The following is a 22505-nucleotide window of genomic DNA, read 5'->3' on the forward strand; positions in this document are numbered from 1 at the left end:
AAACGGAAAGACGTCAGGCGGTGGCTGGCCGCAAGCCATGTTGCAGCCAGCGCACATGCAATTCGGGGACAAAACCCCGAAGCAAGGGCGCGATCAGGCGCCCAGATAGGCTTCCAGCACGCGGGGGTGGCCCAGCAGTTCGCGGCCCGTGCCCGTCAGCGCCATGGCGCCGTTTTCCAGCACATAGCCGCTTTGCGCGATCTTCAGCGCCTGGCGCACGTTCTGCTCCACCAGGAAAAGCGTCAGGCCGTCGGCGTTGATGGCCCGCAGGGAACGGAAAATTTCCTGCACGACGATCGGGGCCAGACCCATCGACGGCTCATCCAGCAGCAGCAGGCGCGGCTTGGCCATCAAGGCCCGGCCGATGGCCAGCATCTGCTGTTCGCCGCCCGACAGGTTGCCGGCGATACCCGTGATCCGCTCTTTCAGGCGCGGGAACAGGTTGAACACGTATTCCAGATCGGAACCCACGTTCTTCAAGCCACGGCGATAAGCGCCGAGTTCCAGGTTTTCCAGCACCGTCATCGTGGTGAGGATGGCCCGGCCTTCCGGCACCTGCACGATGCCGCGCGCCACCAGTTGGTGGGGCGCCAGGTTCGTGATGTCTTCGCCTTCGAACAGGATGCGGCCGCGCGCCTTGGGCAACAGGCCCGACAGCGCCAGCAGCGTGGTCGATTTGCCGGCGCCGTTGGCGCCAACGAGGGCGGTGATTTCTTTGGCGTTCAGGTCCAGGTCGATGCCGCGGACGGCTTCGATATGGCCGTAGTTGACCTCGAGTCCGCGGACTTCCAGCATCGCGCTCATCGTGCAGCCTCCGCGCAATGCGCTACGGTATTCGTCTTGGGAGCGGCCCGGCGACTCATCGTGCAGCCTCCGCTTGTTCGGTGTCTTCGTCATCTTCGCGGCCCAGATAGGCCTCGATGACCTGCTCGTTGTTGCGGATCTCGTCAGGACCGCCGCAAGCGATGATCTTGCCGAAGTTCAGCACCGCGATGCGTTCGCACAAGCCCATGACGAAGCGCATGTCGTGCTCGATCATCAGGATGGTGTAGCCGCGATCACGGATGGCCAGGATTTCGCGCATGAGTTCGGCGCGTTCACCGGTGTTCATGCCTGCGACCGGCTCGTCCAGCAGCAACAGCTTGGGCTCGGTGGCCAGCGCACGCGCCAGCTCCAGGCGGCGCTGTTCGCCGTAAGACAGGTTGTCGGCCAAGTCGTTGGCCTTGTGGTCCAGACGCATCCACGTCAGCAGTTCGTGCGCGCGTTCGCGGGCGCGCTTTTCGTGCTCGCGGTAACCCGGCAGACCCAGCAGCAGGCTGGGGAAACCGTAGTTCATGTGGCGATACGCGCCCACCACCACGTTTTCCAGCAACGTCATCTCTTTGAAGAGACGGATGTTCTGGAACGTGCGGGCGATGCCCATGCGCGTGATGCTGTGCGGCTTCTTGCCCAGCACGCTTTCGCCTTTGAACGTGATGGTGCCGCCGCTGGGCGGCAACAGGCCGGTGATCAGGTTGAACACCGTGGTCTTGCCGGCGCCGTTGGGGCCGATGAGACCGAAGATCGAGCCTTCGGGCACGGACAGGCTGACGTCATGCAGCACATGCAGGCCGCCAAAGCTCTTGGAGACGGATGAAAGTTCAAGCATGGCGCTTGCCTCCCTGGCCGCCTTGGCCTTGACGCATCCAGCGCTTGAAGCGCGCCGGGTCCCAGATGCCTTGCGGCAGGAACAACACAATCACCACCAAAATCACTCCGTTGGCGACCAGGCGCAAATCCGCAAAGCCGCGCAGCAGTTCGGGCAACACCGTAATGATGAAGCTGCCCAGCACGGGGCCCGCCAGGCCGCCGATACCGCCCAGGATGGCCATGGTCAGGATTTCAACGCCACGGTCGAAACCGTATTCATTGGGACCGATGAAGAAGGTCAGGTGCGCGTTCAACGCGCCCGCCAGACCCGCAATCATCGCGCCGGCGACGAAGGCCAGCATCTTGTTGGCGCGCACGTCGATGCCCATCAGGCCAGCCGCCGTTTCGTCGCCACGGATGGCGTCGAACGAGCGTCCGATCTTGGAGGCGCGAACGCGCCACAACACGAACAGCACGATGACGACCGCCAGCACCACATGCCACCACTGCGTCAGTTGCGGAATGCCGTTCAAGCCCAGCGCGCCGCCGGTGATCGATTCGGTGTTCAGGATGGTCACGCGCACCACTTCGCCGAAGCCCAGCGTGGCCATGGCCAGATAGACCCCGGACAATCGCAAAGTCGGCAAGCCGATCAGCGCCGCCACCAGCGCGGGCGCAGCCATGCCCCCGGCAAGCGCGACCGTGAACGGGGCGTCGTAGTTCATGGTGAGCAGCGCGGCGGCGTACGCCCCGATGCCCATGAAGGCGGCGTTGGCCATGGCCAACATGCCGCAGGCCAGGGTCAGCCAGATGGAGAGGGCCAGCAAGGCGTTGGTGCCCAGCGTGAGCACCAGGTTGCCGTAGATGGCCCAGAAGTTTTCGAATCCGCTCATTCTTTAAGCCTTGCGTTGAACCACTTTGCCGAACAGACCTTGCGGGCGCACCAGCAGGATCAGGAACAGCAGGCCGAAAGCCACCGCGTCGCGCATGGTGGAGCCGATGTAAGCCACCGACAGCACCTCGGCGAAGCCCAGGAAGAGACCGCCCAGCATGGCGCCACGGATGTCGCCCATGCCCCCCAGGATGATGACCGCGATGCCCTTGTGCAGCATCGGCTGGCCCATCAGCGGGAACAGCGCATTCGAGTACAGCCCGATCAGCACGCCCGCCACACCACCCAGCGCAGCGGCGGCGAACGAGGTCGTGACGAACAGCTTCTCGACGTTGATGCCCAGCAGCCAGGCGGCCTTGGGCGATTCGGCGATGGCGCGCAGCGCGCGGCCAAATTGGGTGCGGCGCATGACGTACATCAGCACGGCCATCAGCGCGAACGACAGGAAGATGATGCCCAGTTCGATCACGGTGAGGTGCAGGCCGGCGACTTCAATGACTTCCTCGGGCACGGTGCCGTGCGGAAAGCGCAGGTTGCTGGCGCCGAAAATGCTTTGGGCGCCGTTATTCAGGATGATGCCCACGCCAATCGTGGCGATCATGGGAATCAAGTGGGGGGCGTTGCGCTTGCGCAGCGGCTTGAGCACCAGGTAGTCGATGATGACGCCGGTGAAGCCAGCCACAAAGAACGCGACCATCAGCGCCGCCCACAGGGGCAGGCCGAATTGCTGAACGACGAACAGTGCCGCGTAGGCGCCAACCATGAAGACGGCGCCGTGCGCCAGGTTGATCACCCCGAGCACGCCGAAGATCAGCGTGAAGCCCAGCGCGAACAGTGCATACACACAGCCCAGCGACAAGGCATTGACGAATTGTTGTTCGAACATGATGGGACTTTCCAAATCAAAAGCGCCTTGCGAACGGCGGCGGCGCCGTCCGCAAGGCGCATCCCCCCGCGCGGGGATGTGTACTGCTTACTTCTCGATGACGTACTTGCCGTCCTTGGTCACGCTGACGATCGGCGCCTGGTCGGCGTCGTAGCCGGCGGGCTTGCCAGCGCGGTCGTTGGCTTGACGGAACTTGAACGGGCCGGTGGCGCCGGTCCAGGTTACGGACGGCAGGGCATCGCGCAGGGCTGCGCGGTCCTTGGGCAGATCGCCAGAGATCTTGGTGTTCTTCAGCGCCTGGGCCACGATGTACATGGCGTCATACGACTGAGCGGCGAACTGGTCGGGCGAACCGTTGAACTTGGCCTTGTAGGCGTCGATGAACTTGACGTTCTCGGGGGCCTTGTTCTCGATCGACCACGGGCTGCCGATCCACAGATTGTTCGATGCGCCGCCCGGGGCCAGGTCGAAAATCTTGACCGAGTTCATGCCGTTGCCGCCGATGACCGGCACGTTCAGGCCCAGTTGGCGGGCCTGCACCATGATCGGGGCGCCTTCGGCCAGCAGTGCGGACAGCACGATGGCGTCGGGGTTGGTGCCCTTGATCTTGGTCAGCTGAGCCTTGAAGTCCACGTCGCCCTTGGCGAACGTTTCGGTCGTGGTGACCGGGATCTTCTGGTCTTCCAGGGCCTTCTTGAAGTTGTCGTAGCCGCTCTTGGTGAAGACGTCGTCGTTACCGTAGAGCACCGCCACGTTCTTCAGGCCGGTCTTGGCCTTGACGGTGGAGATGGTGGCCGGCAGCACGTCGGCTTCGGTGACCGAGTTGCGGAACACGTAGTTGCCGATGGACGTGATGCCGTCGGCGGTGTTGGACGTGCCAAAGGCGACCGTCTTGGCGGCTTGGGCGATCGGGTCGGCGGCTTGGGCCGAGTTCGACAGCGTCGGGCCGAAGACCATCAGGACGTTGTCCTTGAAGATCAGTTTCTTGAAGACGTTGATGGCTTCTTCTTTCTTGCCTTGTTCGTCCTCGACCACCAGCACGAGCTTGTTGCCGTTGATACCGCCCGCAGCGTTGATTTCGTCAGCGGCAAGCTGGAAACCATTGCGGATTGACACGCCATATTGAGCGGCGCCGCCGGACAGGGCTTCTGCCACACCCAGCTTGATGTCAGCCGCGTGCGCAGCCGGGACGATACCGGCGGCGATCAGCGCGGCCAGCAGCTTCTTGGTCTTGGATTGCATGGTTGATACCACCCTAAAGTCTGTCTCGGAATATTGGTAATCCGGGCTGGTGTAATCCCGCCGGATTGACGTCTTATGCCGCCTAAAGGCGCCATGTTTGCGCGTCAAGACCCGGGATATTACTCCTTTGTATCAGGCCGAAACTCGAATGTGGTTCGAGAAAAGCCCAAAAACCGCCCATTTTTTTGTAAAAAACGCGGCATTACTAGCAAAAACCCTACTCTCCGCCGAATGCCATTCGGCCTGCGGCGGACCTCCTTGCTACCTGCCCGACAACGCCACGCCCAGGTACTGGCCGTAAGCGCTTTCGGTCAAGCGGAACCACGGCATCTCGCTATCGCGAAAGCCCATGCAACTGTCGTGTATCGCCTTGAACTTTGGGTCTTTGGCGGCCAAATCCTTGTAGACCTGCTGTGTGGTTTCGAACGCCACGTCCATGATGGCGCGCGGAAATGTGCGAATTTGCGCGCCACTTGCGGTCAGTTGCGCCAACGCGGCCGGGTTGCGCGCGTCGTAGCGCGCGGTCAGCGACACGTGCGCCGCCAGCGACGCCGCCTGCACCACCGCCTGATAATGCTTGGGCAGCTTGTTCCAGGCTTCGTCATTGATATAGAGCGACAACTGTTCGCCCGCCGCCCACCAGCCGGGTGCGTAGTAATACTTAGCTACTTTATTCAGGCCGCGCTTCTCGTCGTCGTAGGCCCCTGCCCCGGCCACGGCTTGCAGACCGTCTTTCTCGAACGCTTCCGACAAAGGCTTGGCGGGGTCAGCCGGCTGGGGTGACACGCCCATGCGCGCCAGCACTTCGGCGGGCAAGCCGTCCACCCGCATCTTCAGGTCTTTCAAGTCGCCCAGCCGCTTGATTTCTTTGGCGTACCAGCCGCCCATCTGCGCGCCGGTATTGCCCAGCGGAAAGTTGATGATTTTCTCGGGCTTGAAGAGTTCGCGGGTCAGGCGCAGGCCATCGCCTTCGCTCATCCAGGCATTCATCTGGCGCGCGTTCAGGCCGAAGGGCACCACCGCATCAAAGCAAAAGGCGGGATTCTTGGCGAAGAAGAGCCGCGATGAACCGTGGCCGCATTCCACCTTGTTGGTGGAGACGGCTTCAAGCAGGTCGGCTGCGGCGGCGATTTCGCCTTCGGGGAAGTGGCGGATGTTGAACTTGCCGCCCGTGGCTTCAGAGACGAATTTGCAGAAATGCTCGCCCGCGCCGATGCGCAGGTCGAGCGTGCTGGGGAATGCAGAGGCCAGGCGCCAGCTCAACGACGGCATATCCTGCGCGAACGCGGGCGCGCTGACGGCCGCCCCCGTTGCGACGGCGCCGAATCCGGCGTGCTTCAAGAATGAACGTCGTTGCATCTCTTGGCTCCTCACCAGCAACCTCAAGGGCGTCGAGCACCTCAAGGACTTCGAGCAATACCCGCCGGATATTACACGTTGAAGGGGGTCGGAATCGCTAGAGGAATTCCCCAGCGAGTCAGGAATTGCAAAGCGGAAGACGAAGGGGGAATGCAGCGCCGGCCGGCGAAGGCTGAATACGTGGCCGGAATGCGGCGGCGGACGGCGAAGGCTGAATGCATGGCCGGATGCGGCGTCGGACGGCGAAGGCTGAATGCATAGCCGGATGCGGCCTCGGCCAACGGGATGAGCAAGCGCGGCGGCGGCCGATGGCCAGCGCCGCGCTTGTTGCGGGCATCAGGTCCCGGCGATGGCCATTTGCTCGATCAGGATCGAGCCGGTGGTCTTCGTGCCGCGCGAGATGGTGTCGGCGCCAATACCCACGATCTGCTGGAACATGTCAGCCAGATTGCCGGCGATGGTCACTTCCTGCACAGCGTGCTGGATCTTGCCGTTTTCCACCCAGTAGCCGAATGCGCCACGCGAGTAATCGCCGGTGACGTAATTGACACCCTGGCCGATCAGTTCGGTGACGAGAAAGCCCGTGCCCATCTTCTTCAGCATGGCTTCGAAGTCGTCGCCGCGCTGGGTCAGCGTGGAGCTGAACACCAGGTTGTGCGAACCGCCCGCGTTGCCGGTGGTGGTCATGCCGAGCTTGCGCGCGGTGTAGGACGACAGGAAGTAGCCTTCCAGCACGCCGGCCGACACGACGCTGCGGCGGCGCGTGCGCACGCCTTCATCGTCGAACGGCGAGCTGCCCATGCCGCCCGCGATGTGCGGGTCTTCGGTCAGGTTGATGTGCTTGGGGAAGATCGGCTTGCCCAGAGAATCGATCAGGAAGCTGGCCTTGCGATACAGCGCGCCGCCATTGACGGCTTGCGTCAGCGCGCCGACCAGGCCGAGCGCCAGCGGCGCTTCGAACAGCACCGGGAACTTGCCGGTGCGGATGCGGCGGGCCGACAGGCGCGACAGCGTGCGCTCGGCGGCATAGCGGCCGATGGCTTCGGGCGAAGCCAGTTTGGCCGGGTCGCGTTCCGACGTGTACCAGTAGTCGCGCTGCATGCCGTTGCCGCGGCCGGCGATGGGGGCCACGGACAGGCTGTGGCGCGAATACGGGTAGCCGCCCAGAAAGCCACGGGTGTTGCCCATGACGAACTGGCCTTCATAGGTGCCTACGGTGGCGCCGTCGGTGTTGGTGATGCGCGGGTCCACGTCGCGGGCGGCGCGCTCGGCGCGCAGCGCGAGTTCGGCGGCTTCCTCGGTGGACACCGTCCAGGCGTGGTGCAGGTCCAGGTCGGGGAATTCGGTGGCCAGCTGATCGGCGTCGGGCAGGCCGGCGGCCGGGTCAGCGGCGGTGTGGCGGGCGATGTGCCAAGCGGCTTCGACCGTCTGGCGCAGGGCGGCTTCGGAAAAGTCGGAAGTCGAGGCGGAGCCGCGGCTCTGGCCGGCGTAGACCGTCAGGTCCAGCGAGCGATCGCGCGTCTGCTCAACGGTTTCGATGTCGTTCTTACGCACGGAGACCGACAGCCCCAGGCTTTCCGAGACTTCCGCCGCCGCGTCCGAGGCGCCAATTTGGCGCGCGTAGGCGAGGGTTTGTTCGACGAGTTCGGAAAAACGCGCGTGATTCGCCGCCAGCGGCAGGGAGGAGGAGGATTTAACCATTGCTGTCCAATTTGCAGAGACGGTTATCATAGCCAAGTCTGTCATTGCGCAGTTTTCCATGAATTCCCATACTGAAGAAGAATCCGTCGACGACGGTTACGACGAGAACGGCTACGACCGTCCCAGCAAGTCCCAGATCAAGCGTGACATGCACGCGTTGCTGGACCTGGGCAAGCAGCTGATCGAACTGTCCCCCGAACGCCTCAAGCAATTGCCGCTGGCGGAACGCCTCTATGAGGCAATCCGCATGGCGCAGCGCACGACCGGCCGCGAAGGCCGCCGCCGTCAGGTGCACTTCGTGGGCAAGCTGATGCGCGATGCCCCCGCCGACGAGATCCGCGCCCAGCTCGACGTCTGGGAAAACGGCTCGCGCGAAGAAACCGCCGCCATGCACCGGCTGGAAACGCTGCGCGACCGCCTGCTGGACGACGACGACCTGCTGACCAAGCTGCTGGCGAATAATCCGCAAGCCGATGCGCAGCAATTGCGCACGCTGATTCGCGCCGCGCGTAAGGAAAAGCTGGGCAACGCCTCGCTGCTGCAAGGCCAGGAGCCGCAAAAGAAGCACTATCGCGCGCTGTTCCAGGCCTTGAAGACCCTGACGCTCTGATTCCCCTACCCTGAATTTCCGCCGGCCGTCCATGAACGCACCTACCGACCTGCTCGATTGCATCGAGATCGAAACCGCCCCCAACCCCACGCACGCCGTCATCTGGCTGCATGGCTTGGGCGCCGATGGCAACGACTTCGCGCCCATCGTGCCGGAGCTGGACTTGCCTGCTGGCCTGGGCGTGCGCTTCGTGTTCCCGAACGCGCCCGTGCAGCGCGTGACGATCAACAACGGCATGTCGATGCGTTCCTGGTACGACATCCTGGTGATGGACCTGGTACGCGTGGAAGACGCCAAGGGCATCCGCGCATCCGAAGCCGCCATCCACAAGCTGATCGCGCGTGAAAACGCGCGTGGCATCCCCACATCGAACATCGTGCTGGCGGGCTTCTCGCAAGGCAGCGCGATGACCTTGCACACGGGCCTGCGCTTGCCGGAAAAGCTGGCGGGGATGATGGCGCTGTCGGGCTACCTGCCGCTGGTGGATACCGCCGAAGCCGAGCGCAATAGCGCCAACAACGCCACCCCGATCTTCATGGCCCACGGCCAGTACGATCCGGTGGTGTCGCTGGCGCGGGCCGAGGCATCGCTGACGGAATTGAAGCGCCTGGGTTACGACGTGCGCTGGCACACGTACCCGATGCCGCATTCGGTGTGCGCCGAAGAAGTCCGCGACATCTCGGCGTTTTTGAATGGCGTGTTGAAGTGATATTGGTTTGATGATGGGTGGCGCGCGGTGACTTTCCACGCGCCCACCCCATCCTTTCAACCCCGCTCAACCCCACTCTTTCCGCTCGGCCGCCGCAACCTTCCCCTTGCGGCCAAAACCCATTTCTGTATACCAAGTGGTATTCAAGCCCTGAATTTTCCGGGCTTCGCTGGCGCTCGTCCATAGAGAAAAACGCCAATCGCAAAATGCTTGCCGCCCATTTGTGTTGAATATAGTATTCGATCCATGCCTTATCGGCCCGGGCAGCACACGTTCGGGCTTCCCTGTTGTTGTTGTCGATTCCATCCCTTTGGCCTTGCTGCGCCGGGTTTCGGCGTGCCATACAAGACGCAGGAGAAAGTCCCGTGAAATCCTTGCCACTGCCCCGCTTGGCGGGCGCAGCGCTGCTTGCGCTGCTTGCTCCGCTGGCCGCCCAGGCCGAAGCCCTGAATCCCCCCGTGAAGGTCCGCTACGAAGAAGTCGTGCGTTCCGTTCTATACGTGCCGAAATACGTGGCCCTGTCGCAGGGCTACTTCAAGGACGCCGGGCTGGACGTGTCCATGAAGACGTCACAAGGCACCGACAAGGGCATGACCGCCCTGCTGTCGGGCAGCGCCGACATCGTGCTGATCGGCCCCGAGGCGTCCATCTATGTGCAGAACAGCGAATCGCCCGTCAAACCGAAAATCTTTGCCGGGCTGACCGCGACCGACGGCTTCTTCCTGCTGGCGCGCAAACCCATCGACAAGTTTGACTGGTCCATGCTCAAGGGCAAGGAAGTCATCGGCTTTCGCCCCGGGTCCAATCCGATCGTGTTCCTGGAAACCGCGCTGCGCAAGCATGGGCTGGACCCKCAGAAAGACGTCAAGCTGCTGAACAACATCGGCATTCCGGCGCGCGCAGGCGCGTGGATGGCAGGCCAGGGTGAATACGGCATCTTCCTGGAACCCGAAGCCGGCGAACTGGTGCGCAACGGCAAAGGCTACATCGTGGCCTCGGTGGGCCATGAAGTCGGCCAGGTGGACTACACCGTCTTCACCTCCACCGACAAATACATCCGCGACAACCCCAAGGTGATTCAGGCCTGGACCGATGTAGTGGCGCGCGCCGAGAAATACGTGAAGGACACGCCGGCCGCCACGCTCGCCCCGCAGATCATGACGTTCTTTCCCGGCATGGACCAGGGCGCGATAACGGAAGCCATCGACCGCTACAAGCAATATCAAATCTGGAAGACGTCGCCGCTGGTCACCGCCGAGGCGATGAACAAGCTGCAAGACATGCTGATCGCCAGCGCCGTCATGAAGGACTCCGCCCGCGTGAAGTATGAAGACGTGGTGGTGGCTGATTTTGCCAAGAAGGTGCAGTAATGGGCGCCGCCATCCATAACCTGAAGCCGGCCGCCGCCACGGCGAAGATCGAGCTGCGCGACGTGTGCCTGTCGTACTTCACGACGGAGGGCGAAACCGAAGCGCTGTCGAACGTGTCGTTCACGTTGGCGCCAGGGGAATTCGTCAGCCTGATTGGCCAAAGCGGCTGTGGCAAGAGCACCTTGCTGTCGCTGATTGCCGGGTTGATTCCGCCCACATCAGGCGCCGTGATGATCGACGGCCAGGGCGTGACGAAGCCCAACCCGCGCATCGGCTACATGCTGCAGCAAGATTATCTTTTTGAATGGCGCACCATCCTGGACAACGTGATGCTGGGCGCCGAAATCCAGGGCAGACGCGATGCGCGCAGCGAGGCGCGCGCCGTGCACCTGCTGGAAAAATGCGGGCTGGGCGCCTTCCTGACGCATACGCCGCGCCAGTTGTCGGGCGGCATGCGGCAGCGCGCGGCGCTGGCGCGCACGCTGGTGACCGAGCCCGACGTGATTCTGCTGGACGAGCCCTTCTCGGCGCTGGATTCGCAGACGCGGCTGGCGATCTCGGATGAAGTGGTGGACATTCTGCGCCGCGAAGGCAAGACCGTCGTGCTGGTCACGCACGACATCGGCGAAGCCATTGCCATGACGGACCGCGTCATTGTGCTGTCGCGCCGGCCAGGGCGGCTGAAAAGCCAGTACCGCATCCACTATGGCGATGGCGCGCGGCCCACGCCCTTCCAGGCGCGCTCGCGCCCGGAATTCAATGCTTACTTCAAACAGCTGTGGGACGAGCTGGACGTCCACGTGGAGGGTTGACCCATGAATGCGCCCATCGCCAACACCGTTCCCTTGCGCGCCGTGCGTGCGCCCAGTGAAAAATATCTGGACTACCTGCGCCGCGACCGCGCCCGCAAACGCAACATCCGCCTGACGCAGGCGCTGCTGATGGTGGTTTTTCTGTGCGCCTGGGAAATCCTGCCGCGCATGCACATCCTGAATCCGCTGTTGACGAGCTACCCCAGCGCGCTGTGGCCCACGTTCATCGAATTGTGGAACCACGGCAATCTGGCCAAGCACATCATGACGACGCTGTCGGCCACGCTGGTCGGCTTCACGCTGAGCATGGCGATCGGCATCGTGGTGGCGGCCGCGTTGTGGTGGTCGGACTTTCTGTACAAGGTGCTGGACCCCTTCCTGGTCGTGGCCAACGCCATGCCCAAGATCGCCTTCGTGCCGATCTTTTATCTGTGGCTGGGCTCGGACTACGCGGTGTACGGCATGGCGGTCGCCATCGCGGTGTTCGTCACGATCATGGTCGTGTACGCGGGCTTTCGCGGTATCGACCTGAACAAGGTGAAGCTTGCCCACACCTTCGGCGCCAACCGCTGGCAAGTGCTGACCAAAGTGGTGCTGCCCGGCAGCGTGCCCACGTTGATCGCGGCCGTGAAGATGAACATCGGCCTGGCGCTGGTGGGCGTTATCGTGGGCGAATTCCAGTCGGCGGATTCCGGCCTGGGCTTTTTGATCATGAACGGCAGCCAGGTGTTCAAGCTGAACATCGTCATGACGGCCATCGCCATGCTGGCGCTGATCTCCAGCGTGATGTACCTGATCATCTACCGCATCGAAGCCGCCGTGGCGCGGCGCTACGGATAAGGAATCGACATGCAATTTCCGCAATGGGTACAAGACCGCGTGGTGGCCCGGCAGGGCTGCCTGCATCCGTACGACGAACTGCCCGCGGCTCGCACCGCGGTGGTCGTGGTGGACATGCAGCAGTACTTCACGCTGCCGGGTTACCAGGGGGAATGCGCGCCGGCCCGCGAAATCATCACGCCGGTGAACCGCCTGTGCGACGCCGTGCGCGCGGCGGGCGGCGTGGTCGTCTGGATACAGACGGCGTCGGACAACGCCGATGCGTTCTGGTCGCATCACCATGGCGTGATGCTGACGCCGGAGCGGAGTGCGCGCCGGCTGGAAACGCTGCGCCGAGATTCCCCGGGCTTTCAGCTGCATCCTGACCTGCATGCACAGGAATCGGACTTGCGCGTGGTGAAGCGCTTCTACAGCGCGATGGCGCCGGGTTCATCCGAGCTGGAACCGCTGCTGCGCGGGCTGGGTGTAGACACGCTGCTGATTGCCGGCACTGTCACCAACGTCTGCTGCGAATCCACGGCGCGCGATGCGATGATGCGCGACTTCCGCACCATCATGGTCGACGACGCGCTGGCCGCCGTAACGCCGGCCGAGCACGAGCATTCCCTGCATGGCTGGATGCTTTTCTTTGGCGACGTGCTGTCGGTGGACGAAGTGACATCACGCCTGACGCCCGCGCAGGCGGCCAGAAAAACCGCCTGAACGGGCCGCGTCAGATCGGGAGGCGCTAGGCCAGATTCAACCAGACCCGGCGCATCGTCGGGTCTTCCGGATCTGCGTCGTTAGTGAAGCCCAGACGCGTCATCAGCGACAGCATGGGCCGGTTGGTCGACAGCACCAGGCCATCGATATATTCCAGCCCCTGCTCGCGCGCCGCGTCGATCAACGCCGTCATCAGCTGATGGCCCAGGCCGCGCCGCTGCCAGTCGTCGCCAATCACCAGCGCGTATTCCGCCCCGCGCCCGTCGGGGTTGCGCAGGTAGTGCGCAAACCCCACGATGACCTCGCGCGGATGCCCGCGGTTGGCCGGGTTGGGCACCTGCGTGGCCGCCACCAGCGCCAGCTCGCGGTGATAGTCCACCTGCGTGTAGCGAGACACCATGCGCGGCGTCAGCTCGCGCATCATCGACACGAAGCGCATGTAGCGTGACCGTTCCGACAAGCCGCGAATGAATTCCTGCAAGGCCTCGCCGTCTTCAGGGCGGATCGGGCGCAGCACCCACGGGATGCCGTCGTTGAAGCGGCGCACCTGCACCAGACGCGTGGGGTACGGGTGTATCGCCATATGCGGATAGCCCGACGTCTGCGGCGTTTCACAGCCCGGGGTTTCGGTCAGCGTCATGCGCAGGCCACCCGCGCGCAGATGCGCTTCACCGGCGTAGAGCGGGTCGATGTCCAGCGATTCGATGTCGGGCAATTCCGACACCATTTCCGACACCAGCACCACCGCCTGTTGCAGCGATTCGGCCGCCATGTGGCCGACGCGCGGCGCCAGCACCCGGCGCCACAGCCGGCTGCGTTCAATCAGCTGACGGGCCAGGAAGCCATTAAGCGGCGGCAGGTCCATACCGCGATCAGCCACGGACAGCACCGCGTCGGGGCCACCCGCGCCAAAGCGCACGACCGGCCCGAACTGCGGATCACGCCGCACGCGGATCGCCATGGGACGGGATTCGGGTTCCACCGACGCCACGTCCACCGGCATGTCGCGCAGCGGCACGTAGAACAGGCTCAGCAAGGTCCGGATTTCTGATGTGTTGAGCTCGCGCCGGCAGTCAGCGCGCACGCGCGCGATCAGCTCGCGGGCGGCGGCCAGGTCGGGCACATGCGTGGGCGGCTCTTGCGGCTGCGTCTGCAACAGCAGCTGCTGGTTGTAATGGTGAGACGCCAACACGCCGAACGCATCCGCGGCGGACTCCGGCGTGCGAAACGCCGAGGTGCCCGCGTCGTCCAGCATGCGCCGCAAGGGCCGCATGCCGGCGTCGCCCATGAAGCAGGTGACGACGGGTTTCTTCGCCTTGGGTGCAATCTGCGCCAGCTCGCGCGCGACGGCGGGCATGTCAGACAGCGCGTCGGGCGCCAGCAGCACCAGCACGCCATCCACGCCCGTGTCATCCAGCACGGCCTCAAGAATGGTGCGGATGCGTTCCGGCGTCAGCGGCGTATAGGTGATGACCGGGTTGGCAACGGCGGCGTCCGGCTCCAGCATGGCTTCAAGCGCGCGCCGCGTGGCGGGTGCAAGGTCGGCGCGCTGCACGGCGGCGTCGGGGCCGATCAAGTCCATGGCCAATTGCGGCGGGCCGCTGCCGTTTGAGATCAGCGCCACGCGCTGACCTTTCGGACGCCGCGTGTAGCCCAGCACCTTCACCGCCGAGAACAGCTGCACGAAGTAGCGCACGCGCACGGCGCCCGCGCGCCGCAAGGCGGCGTCGAAGATGGCGTCGGCGCCGTCGGCGTCTGACCGCCCGGCCTTCAGCACAATGACGGGTTTGACGCTGGCTGCAGCGCGCAGCGTGCTCATGAATTCGCGCGCCGGGCCCACGTCTTCCAGATACAGCACGATGCTGTCGGTGCGCGGATCGCTGGCCAGGTAGTCCAGCACTTTGGACAAGCCCACCACCGCCTCGTCACCCAGCGACACCGCGGTAGAGAAGCCGATATGCACGTCTTCGGCCCAGTCCATGACCGCGGCCATGATTGAACGCGATTGCGCCAGCAACGCCACCCGGCCCGCGCGCGCCAACACCGGATGCTGGCTGAAGTTCAAGCCGGCGTGCGGGCGCTGCGCGCCAAACGAGCGCGGCCCCAGCAGTTCGCAGCGGTTCTCTTCGGCCCAGGCGCGGCACAGCGCAAGGGTGCCGCGCGGATAGGGGTCAGGCAGAGGGTGGGGCAACAAGATGACCGATCTTGGCGCCAGCGCCGACAGCCGGCGCAGCGTTTCCGGCAACACGGCGGGCGACACGCAAACCAGGGCCAGATCAGGGCGGGCGCCCGCCGCCAGGCCTTCCAACGTGGCAGGCAGGTCGGGCGCGACGCCGACTTCGCAGTCCACGATTGTGGTTTTCGCCTTCAAAGCGGGCGATAGCGACCCCGTCGCCGGCAGGGGCCGGTCGGCAACGATCACCAGCGAGCTGGGTTCGAACATCGGGGCAAGCGCGTGTCGCAGCATAGGGGGTGCGCCCTAATCTAAAATACCGTTCATCGTAACAAGACAAGCCCGCCGTCCGCTTGATGTGGACCCTGCCCGACGCCGCTTTGTGGCGCCGCAGCCGCTATCATTGCCACCTATGACCTCCAACGCCACTTCCCCCATTCGTACCCGTTTCGCGCCTTCGCCCACGGGTTTCCTGCACTTGGGCGGCGCGCGCACCGCGCTGTTCTCCTGGGCCTTCGCGCGCCACCATCAAGGCACGTTCGTGTTGCGCATTGAAGACACGGACGTCGAACGCTCCACGCCGGAAGCGGTGCAGGCCATTCTGGACAGCATGGAATGGCTGGGCATGCAGCCCGACGAAGGCCCCTTCTATCAGATGCAGCGCATGGACCGCTACCGCGAAGTGGTTGCGCAGATGCTGGCCGCCGGCACCGCTTACCACTGCTACAGCTCGCCTGAAGAAGTGGAAGCCATGCGCGAAGCCGCCCGCGCCCGTGGCGACAAGCCGCGTTACGACGGCACCTGGCGCCCGGAAGCCGGCAAGACGCTGCCTGCCATCCCCGAAGGCCGCAAGCCCGTCGTGCGTTTCAAGAATCCGCAAGAAGGCGCCACGTCCTGGAACGACATGGTCAAGGGCACGATCAGCTTCGACAACACCGAACTTGACGACCTGATCATCGCGCGCCCGGACGGCACGCCCACGTACAACTTCTGCGTCGTGGTCGACGACTGGGACATGGGCATCACGCACGTCTTGCGCGGCGATGACCACGTCAACAACACCCCGCGCCAGATCAACATCCTGCGCGCGCTGGGCGCGACGCTGCCCGAATACGGCCACGTGCCGATGATTCTGGGTCCGGATGGCGAAAAGCTGTCCAAGCGCCACGGCGCGGTCAACGTCATGGAATACGACAACGAGGGCTATCTGCCCGAGGCCATGATCAACTACCTGGCCCGCCTGGGCTGGAGCCACGGCGACGACGAACTCTTCTCGCGCGAACAGCTGGTGTCCTGGTTTGATACCAAGCACCTGTCGAAGTCGGCGTCGCAATGGGACCCGAAGAAGCTGAACTGGGTCAACGCCCACTACATCAAGCAGATGGACAACGCCGAACTCGCGGAACGCGTGGCTCCGCGCGTGGCGAACCGTGGCGGCCATCCGGAAAAGATTGATCTGCCGGGCGTGATGGGCTTGTTGAAAGACCGCGCTGAAACGCTTGAGCAACTGGCCGACGGCGCCATGCTGTTCTGCGCCCCGTTCGCGCCCGCCGCGCCGGAGCTGATCGAACAGCACCTGACCGCCCCGGCGCGCGAAGCGCTGGCCGATTTTGCGCAGCGCGCGCAAGACACCGACTGGACCCGCGAAGCGCTGTCGGCGCTGATCAAGGCGGTGCTGGCGGATCGCGGTTTGAAGATGCCGCAACTGGCCATTCCGCTGCGCGTGGCCGTCACCGGCCAGACGCAAACCCCGGCGGTTGACGCCGTGCTGGCCTTGCTGGGCAAGCAGACGGTGCTGGCGCGCCTGGCGGCGATCTAAGGTCCAAGCAGCCTGAAGCCCATAGCCCGCGGGCCTTGTTCATCGATGGATGAACAAGGCCCGCGGTGTTTTGGGGCGCACGCAAGGCGCCAGTCGCTGCCCTCAGGCTTGCTGCATGGCCGCCCGCACCTTCAATGCCCGCGCGAAGAACGCGCCCAGCAACGGCAGCAGCACGGCAGATCCGCCAAACAGGGCCGCCGCCCCAATTTCGTCCACCACCGCCCCCGCCAACGCCACGCCGGCCGCCTGCCCCATGAAAAGGCACGACGCGAACCAGGCCACGGCCGTGCCGCGCGCGGACGGCACCATCTGCGTGGCGTTCGTCTGCAAGGTTGCGTGCAGCAGGTAATAGCCGAAGCCCGCCAGCACGCTGGCAAGCAAACTCCACATCCAGACCGGCCCCAACAAGTACGACAGGAACGCCACGCTCAGCACCAGGCCACCCGCGATGGCCAGCCCGCGTTCGCCCAGACGCTTCAAGATGCGGCCGGCGACCACCGTATAGATCAGGCCGCCTACGGCATACACCGCAACGAGCGCGCCCGCTGCGGTCAGAGAAATGTCGAACCGTTCGTGCAGGTACGACGGCGCGAATGCCAGGGCGCCGAACACCAGCAAGCCTTCGGCAAAGACCGTCGCCAGCACGATGCGCGCCCACGGCGTGCCCAGCACCAGCCGCGCCTGCGCAACAAAACCCTTCGTGGCTGCGCCGGCTTCAACCTGGCCAAAGCCCGTTACGCGCTGGCGCCGCACTTCGAAATGCAGCAACACGCCCACGGTCAGATAGCCCACAACCAGCGCGGCAAAGGCCCAGCGCCAGCCGATGGTGTCGGCGAACAGCCCGCCCGCCAACTGGCCGGCCGACATGCCCAGGATGGTGCCGGTCAAAAAGCGCGCCAAGGTCGCCTGACGGCGTTCATATGGCACGTTGTCGCCGATCCAGGCCATGGACAGCGGCACGATGCCCGCCCCCGCCGCGCCCGACAGCGCACGGCAGAGCACCAGCACATCCAGGGATTCTGCCATCACGGCGCCCGCGCTGCCCAGCGCACACGCCACGGTCGCGACGCTGACGACCCGGAACTTGCCGTAGCGGTCGCCCACCGGCCCGAAGAACATTTGCAGCACGCCATAGGCCACCGCAAACGCCGTCACCGCGCGCGCAGCCTGGCCGGTGGTCGTGCCGAATTCCGCCGCCAGTTGCGGCAACATGGGATCGCAGATACGGAACGCGCTGGCGCTGACGAAAGCGGCCAGGGCAAGCAGCGCAATGGCGCGTGCTTCAGAGGACATGGCGGGCATGGGGAACCGGCGGCTAGGCAAAAGTCGAAGCCCGCACCTTACCGCAGCCCAGCCATCTTGGTGTAGCCGCCGGGCGGAGTGTCCGCCCGGCGCAACGGTCAACCGCGACAGACGGGTCAACCGGTAGAACCGTCAGCCTGTCAGTAAGGCAAGCGGTAGCCCGAGGGCATGCGGCGCGCGGTCACGAGCTGGCCGCCGCTTTTCAGTTCGCGCAGCGTCAGCTTGGCCTGCTCGACCTTTTCAACGCGGTAGCGGTTTTTGTAGATGGGGTCGTTGGCGTCTACGGGCTCGCCGGCGGATTTCGTGGTCTGCATCGTATAGACGCCGTCCGCCACGGTCCAACAGCCGGTCTCGCGCAAGGCGGGGCGCGTCTTGCGGCCAATCTTCAACAACGACTCGAAGGCCATCGTGCCATCGGCGGACAACACGGTCAGCGATTGCAAGTCGCCGCTGACGTCGCGCGGCTTCGTGTTCGACAACCAGGTGCCGATCATGGGATCGCCGCTTTTGGCGGGCACGCAGGCCACCGGCTTGGGCGGTTCCGCGGGCTGGGCCTCGGTGATGACGGCGGGCTTTCTGGCGACGCAACCGGCCAGAATAAGTACGGCGCAGGCGATGCCGGCCGAACGCAAATACACACTGCTCATGACTTCCTCAACACGTCTGTCGACGCGCCGCACCGATCACACCGGCACGTCCTCCGCGCAGCAAACATGACGCACTCTAAAGAGCCGCCAAGGAAGAATCAACGACGATCCGCGCGGTGTGCAATTGCGCAACAGTCGGGCCCTGAAAGCCCCTGTTTTAGGCGCGGAACACGCACGAATGCGTTGGTTTCAAACGACACTGCGTCCGCCGCGCAGCGCCTTTGCACGCAGCATTTCTTCCATGCGCGCCGCGGCCGGCGACAAGCTGCGTCCGGCCAGCCGCGTGATGCCCAATTCGCGTTCGATGCGAGGCCGCGCCAACGGCACGAACGCGAGTTCCGGCGAGTCCGGCGGCACGCCCAAGCGCGCCAGCACGGTGACGCCCACGCCGCGTTCCAGCATCGCCAGCAGCGACATCATGTTGGACACGAACACTTGCCGGTCCATCATGAACGCCGCTTGCGGGTAGCCAGCCAATTGGCGGTGGGCAACGGTGCCCACCAAGGGCAGATCGGCGATCTCGCGCCACGTCACAGACTTGCGTCCCKCCAACGGATGGCCGCGATGGCAGACCAGGCCAAATGCATCACGCAACAGCGGCTCGAACGTCAGCCGGCGGTCCTGTAGCACCGGGCTGCAAACACCAATTTCCACTTCGCCCGCCAGCACCATGCGCTCGACCCCTTCGGAGTTGTCATCGAACAGGCGCAGCGCCACCGCCGGATAGCGTTCGCGATAGACGCCCACCAGCTCCGGCAGCCAGTGCGTGGCCACCGTGGCGACCGACGCCATCGTCAACGTGCCGGCCCCGTTATTGGCCAAGCCGGATAACGCGCCCGCAACGCGGTCGTGATGCTCGACCAGTTCGCGCGCCAATGGCAGGCAATCTTGCCCGAAGCGCGTCAGCGTATTGCGGTTGCCAAGCTCAAACAGCGGCTGGCCCAGGCGCTGCTCCATTTCGCGGATGGACAACGACAACGCCGGTTGCGAGCGAAACGCCCGAGCCGCCGCCGCGCGAAAGCTGCGCAGTTCCGCCACCAGCAAAAAATGCCGGTAATGCGTGATGGATAAATCGGGAAGCGAACGCATGCGTAAAGACAGCCGATGGATGATTTGGAAACCTTATTGATTCATAGGAAAAATAAAGTTTTCTGATCATAGGGCGGCACTTAACATGGCCGCAAGATGAATGCTCCTACCCCTGCCTTTGCCCCTACGCCGTCCGCCCCCGGCGCGCCACCCATCGACCCGCTGGATTTCAGCTTGGCCGACCAGTTGCCCACTCGCCGCGCTGGCAGCGGCCGGCTGGTGATCGGCGCGACGCCGCAAGACGGCAGGCCCGGTCTGCTGTTTGTGCCGGGCGCGTATCACGGCGCCTGGTGCTACGCGCACTATCTGGACTACTTCGCCAAAGCGGGCCTGGCCTGCGCGGCGCTTGATCTGCGCGGCCACGGCGCGCTGCCGCAAGACGCCGCCTTCCCGTCCGTGACCATCGCGGACTTGGGCCAGGACGTGGTCAGCGCGCTGGATGTGTTGGATCGCCCTACCGTTGTCGTCGGCCACAGCATGGGCGCCTTGCCTGCCCTGCTGGCCGCACAAGCGCGCCCGGTTGCCGGCGTGGTGCTGATGGCGCCGTCCCCGCCCGGTGACCTGCCCGGCGCGCTCGGCCTGCCGCCGGTGCCTGCTGACACGCCACGTGCCGCGCCCGCCGCAACCGAAATCCGCGCGCGCTTTCTGGCCACCACGCCCGGCCGCGACGTCAGCGCCGTGTCGCAACGCCTGAATGCCGAAAGCCCGCAGGTGTTGAACGACCGCTACCTGCTGCGCGTGGCGATCAAGGCCGAGTCAATCAACGCCCCCGGCCTGTGCCTGGAAGCGGGCCTGGACACGCACGACCGCCATCCGCCTGGCCAGGATCAGGCGATTGCGCGCCGCTACGGGTTTTCGCATCAGGTGCTTGCCGATCAACCGCACTGCATGATGTATGCCGACCATTGGCAGATCAGCGCGGCCGCGATCCTGGCGTGGCATCAAGAGCACTTCGGCTGAACCCGTTCGATCCCGAACCACGACAAGCACAACATCACCCTCACCACCACGATTTCAACAACGACAACAGCGCGCACGCCGCTTGCCGCGCAAGCGCGCCATCAGGAGACAAGCATGTCCATTTCCCGCCACCTTCGTCCGGCGCTGCTTACTGCGGGCCTGATGCTGGCTGCGTCGGCGCATGCCGCCGGCTGGCCCGAAAAGCCCGTGACGATCATCGTGCCGTCCGCACCGGGCGGCGCAGCCGATCTGACCGCGCGCACGTTCGCCCAGTACCTGGGCGCAAAGACGGGGCAAACGGTGGTGGTTGAAGACCGCCCCGGCGCAGGCGGCATCGTCGGCACCAATGCGTCGAAAAATGCGGCCGCCGATGGCTACACGTTCCTGCTGTCGACGAACTCCACGCATGCCGCGAACCAGTTCCTGTACAAGAGCCTGCCGTACGACGCGCAGAAGGATTTTCGCCAAGTCGGCTTGCTAGGCACCTTCGGCACGGTGGGTGTCGTGGCCCCGGGCAGCCCATATCGCACGGTGCCGGAGCTGGTGGACTACGCCCGCGCGCATCCCGGCGAGGTCTTCTTCGGCTACTACAGCTCGTCGTCGCAAGTGCCGTCTGAACTGTTCAAGCAGCGCGCCGGCATCAACATCACCGGCGCGGCGTACAAGAACATCACGCAAATCATCACCGACCTGCGCGGCAAGCAGATCAGCTTTGCGTTCGTGGACTACCTGACCGCCATGGGCCAGATCGACGGCAAGGGCTTGATTCCCATTGCCGTCACGGGCGCCCAGCCGCATCCGGCCTGGCCCAGCGTGCCGACGATGGCGAGCTATTACCCGGATTTCGTCGTCGCAGGATGGCTGGGCTTATCGGCGCCCGCCGGCACGCCCGCCGACATCGTGGAAAAGATGAACGCCCACATGCAGGCGGCCGTCAAAGATGAAGCCACCGCCAGCAAGCTGCGCGCATTGGGTCTGACCCCGGAATCGATGGATGTGGCGCGCTTTGACGCGTTCGTGAAGGAAGACACGGCGCGCTGGAAGGAGTGGATTCGCATTTCGGGGATACAACCCCAATAGCCGTCCACCCGGGGGCCTCACCCCGGCAACCAGCCGCTTTTCGCAAGATTTCACGCGCCCTCTATATATAGAGGGCGCGTCTGTTTGCGGGGACGGCGTCGGGCGGCGCCGTTTGGCAGCGCGCGTTACAGCGGCAAACGCTGTTCGTGCTTGATTTCGCGCAGCGCGACAATGGTGCGCGTCTGGCGGATGCCCGGCATGTTGAACAGGAAACGGTGCAGGAAGCGGTCATACGCTTCGGGGCTTTCCACCAGGATCTTCAACAGAAAGTCCGAATCGCCCGTCACCGCGTAGCACTCCAGGATCTCGGGCGCGTCGCGCACCGATCGCTCGAAGTTCTCTACCGTGTTCGACGAATGCCGCTCCAGGCTGATCTGCGCAAACATGCAGCCCAGCCCCACCTTGCTGCGGTCGACCTGGGCGCTATAGCCCTGAATCACCCCGCTGGCTTCCATCGCCTTCACCCGCCGCCACACCGGGGCGGCCGACAGGCCCACCTTGTCCGACAGTTGCTGCGCCGAGGCCCGGCCGTCCTCTTGCAAGGCCTTGAGGATGCCGATATCGGTCTTGTCCATCGCTTTGTCTCCTGGTTTTTATCGAACACGAAATGTTCATTGCGAATTATAGGGATAGCACGATCCAAAAACGCAATAAATCGGATGCCTCGCGAACCTATCATGGTG

At 64.4% G+C, this 22505-nt stretch carries 21 protein-coding genes; 9 read left to right on the forward strand and 12 right to left on the reverse strand.

Annotated elements, in window-relative coordinates; all coding sequences use genetic code 11:
* Window positions 1-93: 93 nt before the first annotated feature.
* The 7 genes from AC1DB0_RS26690 to pmbA all read right to left on the reverse strand — a co-directional run bounded on the left by AC1DB0_RS26690 (window position 94) and on the right by pmbA (window position 7709).
* Window positions 94-804, reverse strand: coding sequence for an ABC transporter ATP-binding protein (locus AC1DB0_RS26690; RefSeq protein ID WP_054427282.1), 711 nt, complete (start codon window positions 802-804; stop codon window positions 94-96).
* A 55-nt stretch (window positions 805-859) separates the two neighbouring features.
* Window positions 860-1648, reverse strand: coding sequence for an ABC transporter ATP-binding protein (locus AC1DB0_RS26695; protein ID WP_441372314.1), 789 nt, complete (start codon window positions 1646-1648; stop codon window positions 860-862).
* Window positions 1641-2522 carry a branched-chain amino acid ABC transporter permease gene (locus tag AC1DB0_RS26700; RefSeq protein ID WP_054427280.1) on the reverse strand — a complete coding sequence of 294 codons (882 nt, stop codon included), beginning with the start codon at window positions 2520-2522 and terminating at the stop codon, window positions 1641-1643. Before AC1DB0_RS26700 ends, AC1DB0_RS26695 begins: the two co-directional genes overlap by 8 nt.
* 3 nt (window positions 2523-2525) lie before the next feature.
* The gene (locus AC1DB0_RS26705) at window positions 2526-3407 is read right to left on the reverse strand and encodes a branched-chain amino acid ABC transporter permease (protein ID WP_046806103.1); all 882 of its coding nucleotides are present in this window, start codon (window positions 3405-3407) and stop codon (window positions 2526-2528) included.
* A gap of 87 nt (window positions 3408-3494) precedes the next feature.
* Window positions 3495-4649 carry an ABC transporter substrate-binding protein gene (locus AC1DB0_RS26710; RefSeq protein WP_054427279.1) on the reverse strand — a complete coding sequence of 385 codons (1155 nt, stop codon included), beginning with the start codon at window positions 4647-4649 and terminating at the stop codon, window positions 3495-3497.
* Window positions 4650-4910: 261 nt separating this feature from the next.
* The gene (locus tag AC1DB0_RS26715; protein ID WP_054427278.1) at window positions 4911-6008 is read right to left on the reverse strand and encodes a TRAP transporter substrate-binding protein; all 1098 of its coding nucleotides are present in this window, start codon (window positions 6006-6008) and stop codon (window positions 4911-4913) included.
* Window positions 6009-6344: 336 nt separating this feature from the next.
* Window positions 6345-7709 carry a metalloprotease PmbA gene (gene pmbA / locus AC1DB0_RS26720; RefSeq protein WP_175171654.1) on the reverse strand — a complete coding sequence of 455 codons (1365 nt, stop codon included), beginning with the start codon at window positions 7707-7709 and terminating at the stop codon, window positions 6345-6347.
* 58 nt (window positions 7710-7767) lie between these two features.
* On the opposite strand from pmbA, the gene yjgA reads away from it, so the two are divergent.
* From yjgA to AC1DB0_RS26750, 6 genes are all read left to right on the forward strand, one after another.
* Entirely contained in the window at window positions 7768-8319 is a 552-nt protein-coding gene (yjgA, locus tag AC1DB0_RS26725; RefSeq protein WP_054427276.1) for a ribosome biogenesis factor YjgA, read from the forward strand.
* A 31-nt stretch (window positions 8320-8350) separates the two neighbouring features.
* Window positions 8351-9028, forward strand: coding sequence for an alpha/beta hydrolase (locus tag AC1DB0_RS26730; RefSeq protein ID WP_175171655.1), 678 nt, complete (start codon window positions 8351-8353; stop codon window positions 9026-9028).
* Window positions 9029-9393: 365 nt separating this feature from the next.
* A complete protein-coding gene (locus AC1DB0_RS26735) occupies window positions 9394-10398 on the forward strand; it encodes an ABC transporter substrate-binding protein (RefSeq protein WP_054427274.1) in 1005 nt (334 codons plus the stop codon).
* Window positions 10398-11210, forward strand: a complete 813-nt coding sequence (locus tag AC1DB0_RS26740; RefSeq protein WP_054427273.1) for an ABC transporter ATP-binding protein — start codon at window positions 10398-10400, stop codon at window positions 11208-11210. The genes AC1DB0_RS26735 and AC1DB0_RS26740 overlap by 1 nt, the downstream gene beginning before the upstream one ends.
* A 3-nt stretch (window positions 11211-11213) precedes the next feature.
* Complete coding sequence (locus tag AC1DB0_RS26745) at window positions 11214-12050, forward strand: ABC transporter permease (protein ID WP_054427272.1); 837 nt, start codon at window positions 11214-11216, stop codon at window positions 12048-12050.
* 9 nt (window positions 12051-12059) lie between these two features.
* The gene (locus AC1DB0_RS26750) at window positions 12060-12752 is read left to right on the forward strand and encodes a cysteine hydrolase family protein (protein WP_054427271.1); all 693 of its coding nucleotides are present in this window, start codon (window positions 12060-12062) and stop codon (window positions 12750-12752) included.
* A gap of 25 nt (window positions 12753-12777) precedes the next feature.
* On the opposite strand, the gene AC1DB0_RS26755 is transcribed toward AC1DB0_RS26750, so the two are convergent.
* A complete protein-coding gene (locus AC1DB0_RS26755; protein WP_476758299.1) occupies window positions 12778-15219 on the reverse strand; it encodes a bifunctional acetate--CoA ligase family protein/GNAT family N-acetyltransferase in 2442 nt (813 codons plus the stop codon).
* 118 nt (window positions 15220-15337) lie between these two features.
* On the opposite strand from AC1DB0_RS26755, the gene gltX reads away from it, so the two are divergent.
* On the forward strand, window positions 15338-16744 hold the full coding sequence (gltX, locus tag AC1DB0_RS26760) for a glutamate--tRNA ligase (RefSeq protein WP_054427269.1): 1407 nt from the start codon (window positions 15338-15340) through the stop codon (window positions 16742-16744).
* Window positions 16745-16846: 102 nt separating this feature from the next.
* Here gltX and AC1DB0_RS26765 read toward each other — a convergent pair whose 3' ends face one another.
* From AC1DB0_RS26765 to AC1DB0_RS26775, 3 genes are all read right to left on the reverse strand, one after another.
* Complete coding sequence (locus AC1DB0_RS26765; RefSeq protein WP_346553315.1) at window positions 16847-18046, reverse strand: MFS transporter; 1200 nt, start codon at window positions 18044-18046, stop codon at window positions 16847-16849.
* Window positions 18047-18186: 140 nt separating this feature from the next.
* Window positions 18187-18693 carry a hypothetical protein gene (locus AC1DB0_RS26770; RefSeq protein WP_054427268.1) on the reverse strand — a complete coding sequence of 169 codons (507 nt, stop codon included), beginning with the start codon at window positions 18691-18693 and terminating at the stop codon, window positions 18187-18189.
* Between the two features lie 189 nt (window positions 18694-18882).
* On the reverse strand, window positions 18883-19782 hold the full coding sequence (locus AC1DB0_RS26775; RefSeq protein ID WP_476758783.1) for a LysR substrate-binding domain-containing protein: 900 nt from the start codon (window positions 19780-19782) through the stop codon (window positions 18883-18885).
* A gap of 96 nt (window positions 19783-19878) precedes the next feature.
* On the opposite strand from AC1DB0_RS26775, the gene AC1DB0_RS26780 reads away from it, so the two are divergent.
* Entirely contained in the window at window positions 19879-20742 is an 864-nt protein-coding gene (locus AC1DB0_RS26780; RefSeq protein ID WP_447981004.1) for an alpha/beta hydrolase, read from the forward strand.
* Between the two features lie 114 nt (window positions 20743-20856).
* Window positions 20857-21822 carry a Bug family tripartite tricarboxylate transporter substrate binding protein gene (locus tag AC1DB0_RS26785; RefSeq protein WP_175171660.1) on the forward strand — a complete coding sequence of 322 codons (966 nt, stop codon included), beginning with the start codon at window positions 20857-20859 and terminating at the stop codon, window positions 21820-21822.
* A gap of 125 nt (window positions 21823-21947) precedes the next feature.
* Here AC1DB0_RS26785 and AC1DB0_RS26790 read toward each other — a convergent pair whose 3' ends face one another.
* Window positions 21948-22397, reverse strand: coding sequence for an Lrp/AsnC family transcriptional regulator (locus AC1DB0_RS26790; RefSeq protein ID WP_006217287.1), 450 nt, complete (start codon window positions 22395-22397; stop codon window positions 21948-21950).
* Window positions 22398-22505 lie beyond the last annotated feature (108 nt).

This window comes from Achromobacter sp. 10T422 (assembly GCF_056394065.1).

What these genes read in the sequence shown, in the direction of transcription:
- AC1DB0_RS26690 (WP_054427282.1), bottom strand. Translation starts at nt 804, where the DNA reads ATGAGCGCGATGCTGGAAGTCCGCGGACTCGAGGTCAACTACGGCCAT.
- AC1DB0_RS26695 (WP_441372314.1), bottom strand. Translation starts at nt 1,648, where the DNA reads ATGCTTGAACTTTCATCCGTCTCCAAGAGCTTTGGCGGCCTGCATGTG.
- AC1DB0_RS26700 (WP_054427280.1), bottom strand. Translation starts at nt 2,522, where the DNA reads ATGAGCGGATTCGAAAACTTCTGGGCCATCTACGGCAACCTGGTGCTC.
- AC1DB0_RS26705 (WP_046806103.1), bottom strand. Translation starts at nt 3,407, where the DNA reads ATGTTCGAACAACAATTCGTCAATGCCTTGTCGCTGGGCTGTGTGTAT.
- AC1DB0_RS26710 (WP_054427279.1), bottom strand. Translation starts at nt 4,649, where the DNA reads ATGCAATCCAAGACCAAGAAGCTGCTGGCCGCGCTGATCGCCGCCGGT.
- AC1DB0_RS26715 (WP_054427278.1), bottom strand. Translation starts at nt 6,008, where the DNA reads ATGCAACGACGTTCATTCTTGAAGCACGCCGGATTCGGCGCCGTCGCA.
- pmbA (WP_175171654.1), bottom strand. Translation starts at nt 7,709, where the DNA reads ATGGTTAAATCCTCCTCCTCCCTGCCGCTGGCGGCGAATCACGCGCGT.
- yjgA (WP_054427276.1), top strand. Translation starts at nt 7,768, where the DNA reads ATGAATTCCCATACTGAAGAAGAATCCGTCGACGACGGTTACGACGAG.
- AC1DB0_RS26730 (WP_175171655.1), top strand. Translation starts at nt 8,351, where the DNA reads ATGAACGCACCTACCGACCTGCTCGATTGCATCGAGATCGAAACCGCC.
- AC1DB0_RS26740 (WP_054427273.1), top strand. Translation starts at nt 10,398, where the DNA reads ATGGGCGCCGCCATCCATAACCTGAAGCCGGCCGCCGCCACGGCGAAG.
- AC1DB0_RS26745 (WP_054427272.1), top strand. Translation starts at nt 11,214, where the DNA reads ATGAATGCGCCCATCGCCAACACCGTTCCCTTGCGCGCCGTGCGTGCG.
- AC1DB0_RS26750 (WP_054427271.1), top strand. Translation starts at nt 12,060, where the DNA reads ATGCAATTTCCGCAATGGGTACAAGACCGCGTGGTGGCCCGGCAGGGC.
- AC1DB0_RS26755 (WP_476758299.1), bottom strand. Translation starts at nt 15,219, where the DNA reads ATGCTGCGACACGCGCTTGCCCCGATGTTCGAACCCAGCTCGCTGGTG.
- gltX (WP_054427269.1), top strand. Translation starts at nt 15,338, where the DNA reads ATGACCTCCAACGCCACTTCCCCCATTCGTACCCGTTTCGCGCCTTCG.
- AC1DB0_RS26765 (WP_346553315.1), bottom strand. Translation starts at nt 18,046, where the DNA reads ATGCCCGCCATGTCCTCTGAAGCACGCGCCATTGCGCTGCTTGCCCTG.
- AC1DB0_RS26770 (WP_054427268.1), bottom strand. Translation starts at nt 18,693, where the DNA reads ATGAGCAGTGTGTATTTGCGTTCGGCCGGCATCGCCTGCGCCGTACTT.
- AC1DB0_RS26780 (WP_447981004.1), top strand. Translation starts at nt 19,879, where the DNA reads ATGAATGCTCCTACCCCTGCCTTTGCCCCTACGCCGTCCGCCCCCGGC.
- AC1DB0_RS26785 (WP_175171660.1), top strand. Translation starts at nt 20,857, where the DNA reads ATGTCCATTTCCCGCCACCTTCGTCCGGCGCTGCTTACTGCGGGCCTG.
- AC1DB0_RS26790 (WP_006217287.1), bottom strand. Translation starts at nt 22,397, where the DNA reads ATGGACAAGACCGATATCGGCATCCTCAAGGCCTTGCAAGAGGACGGC.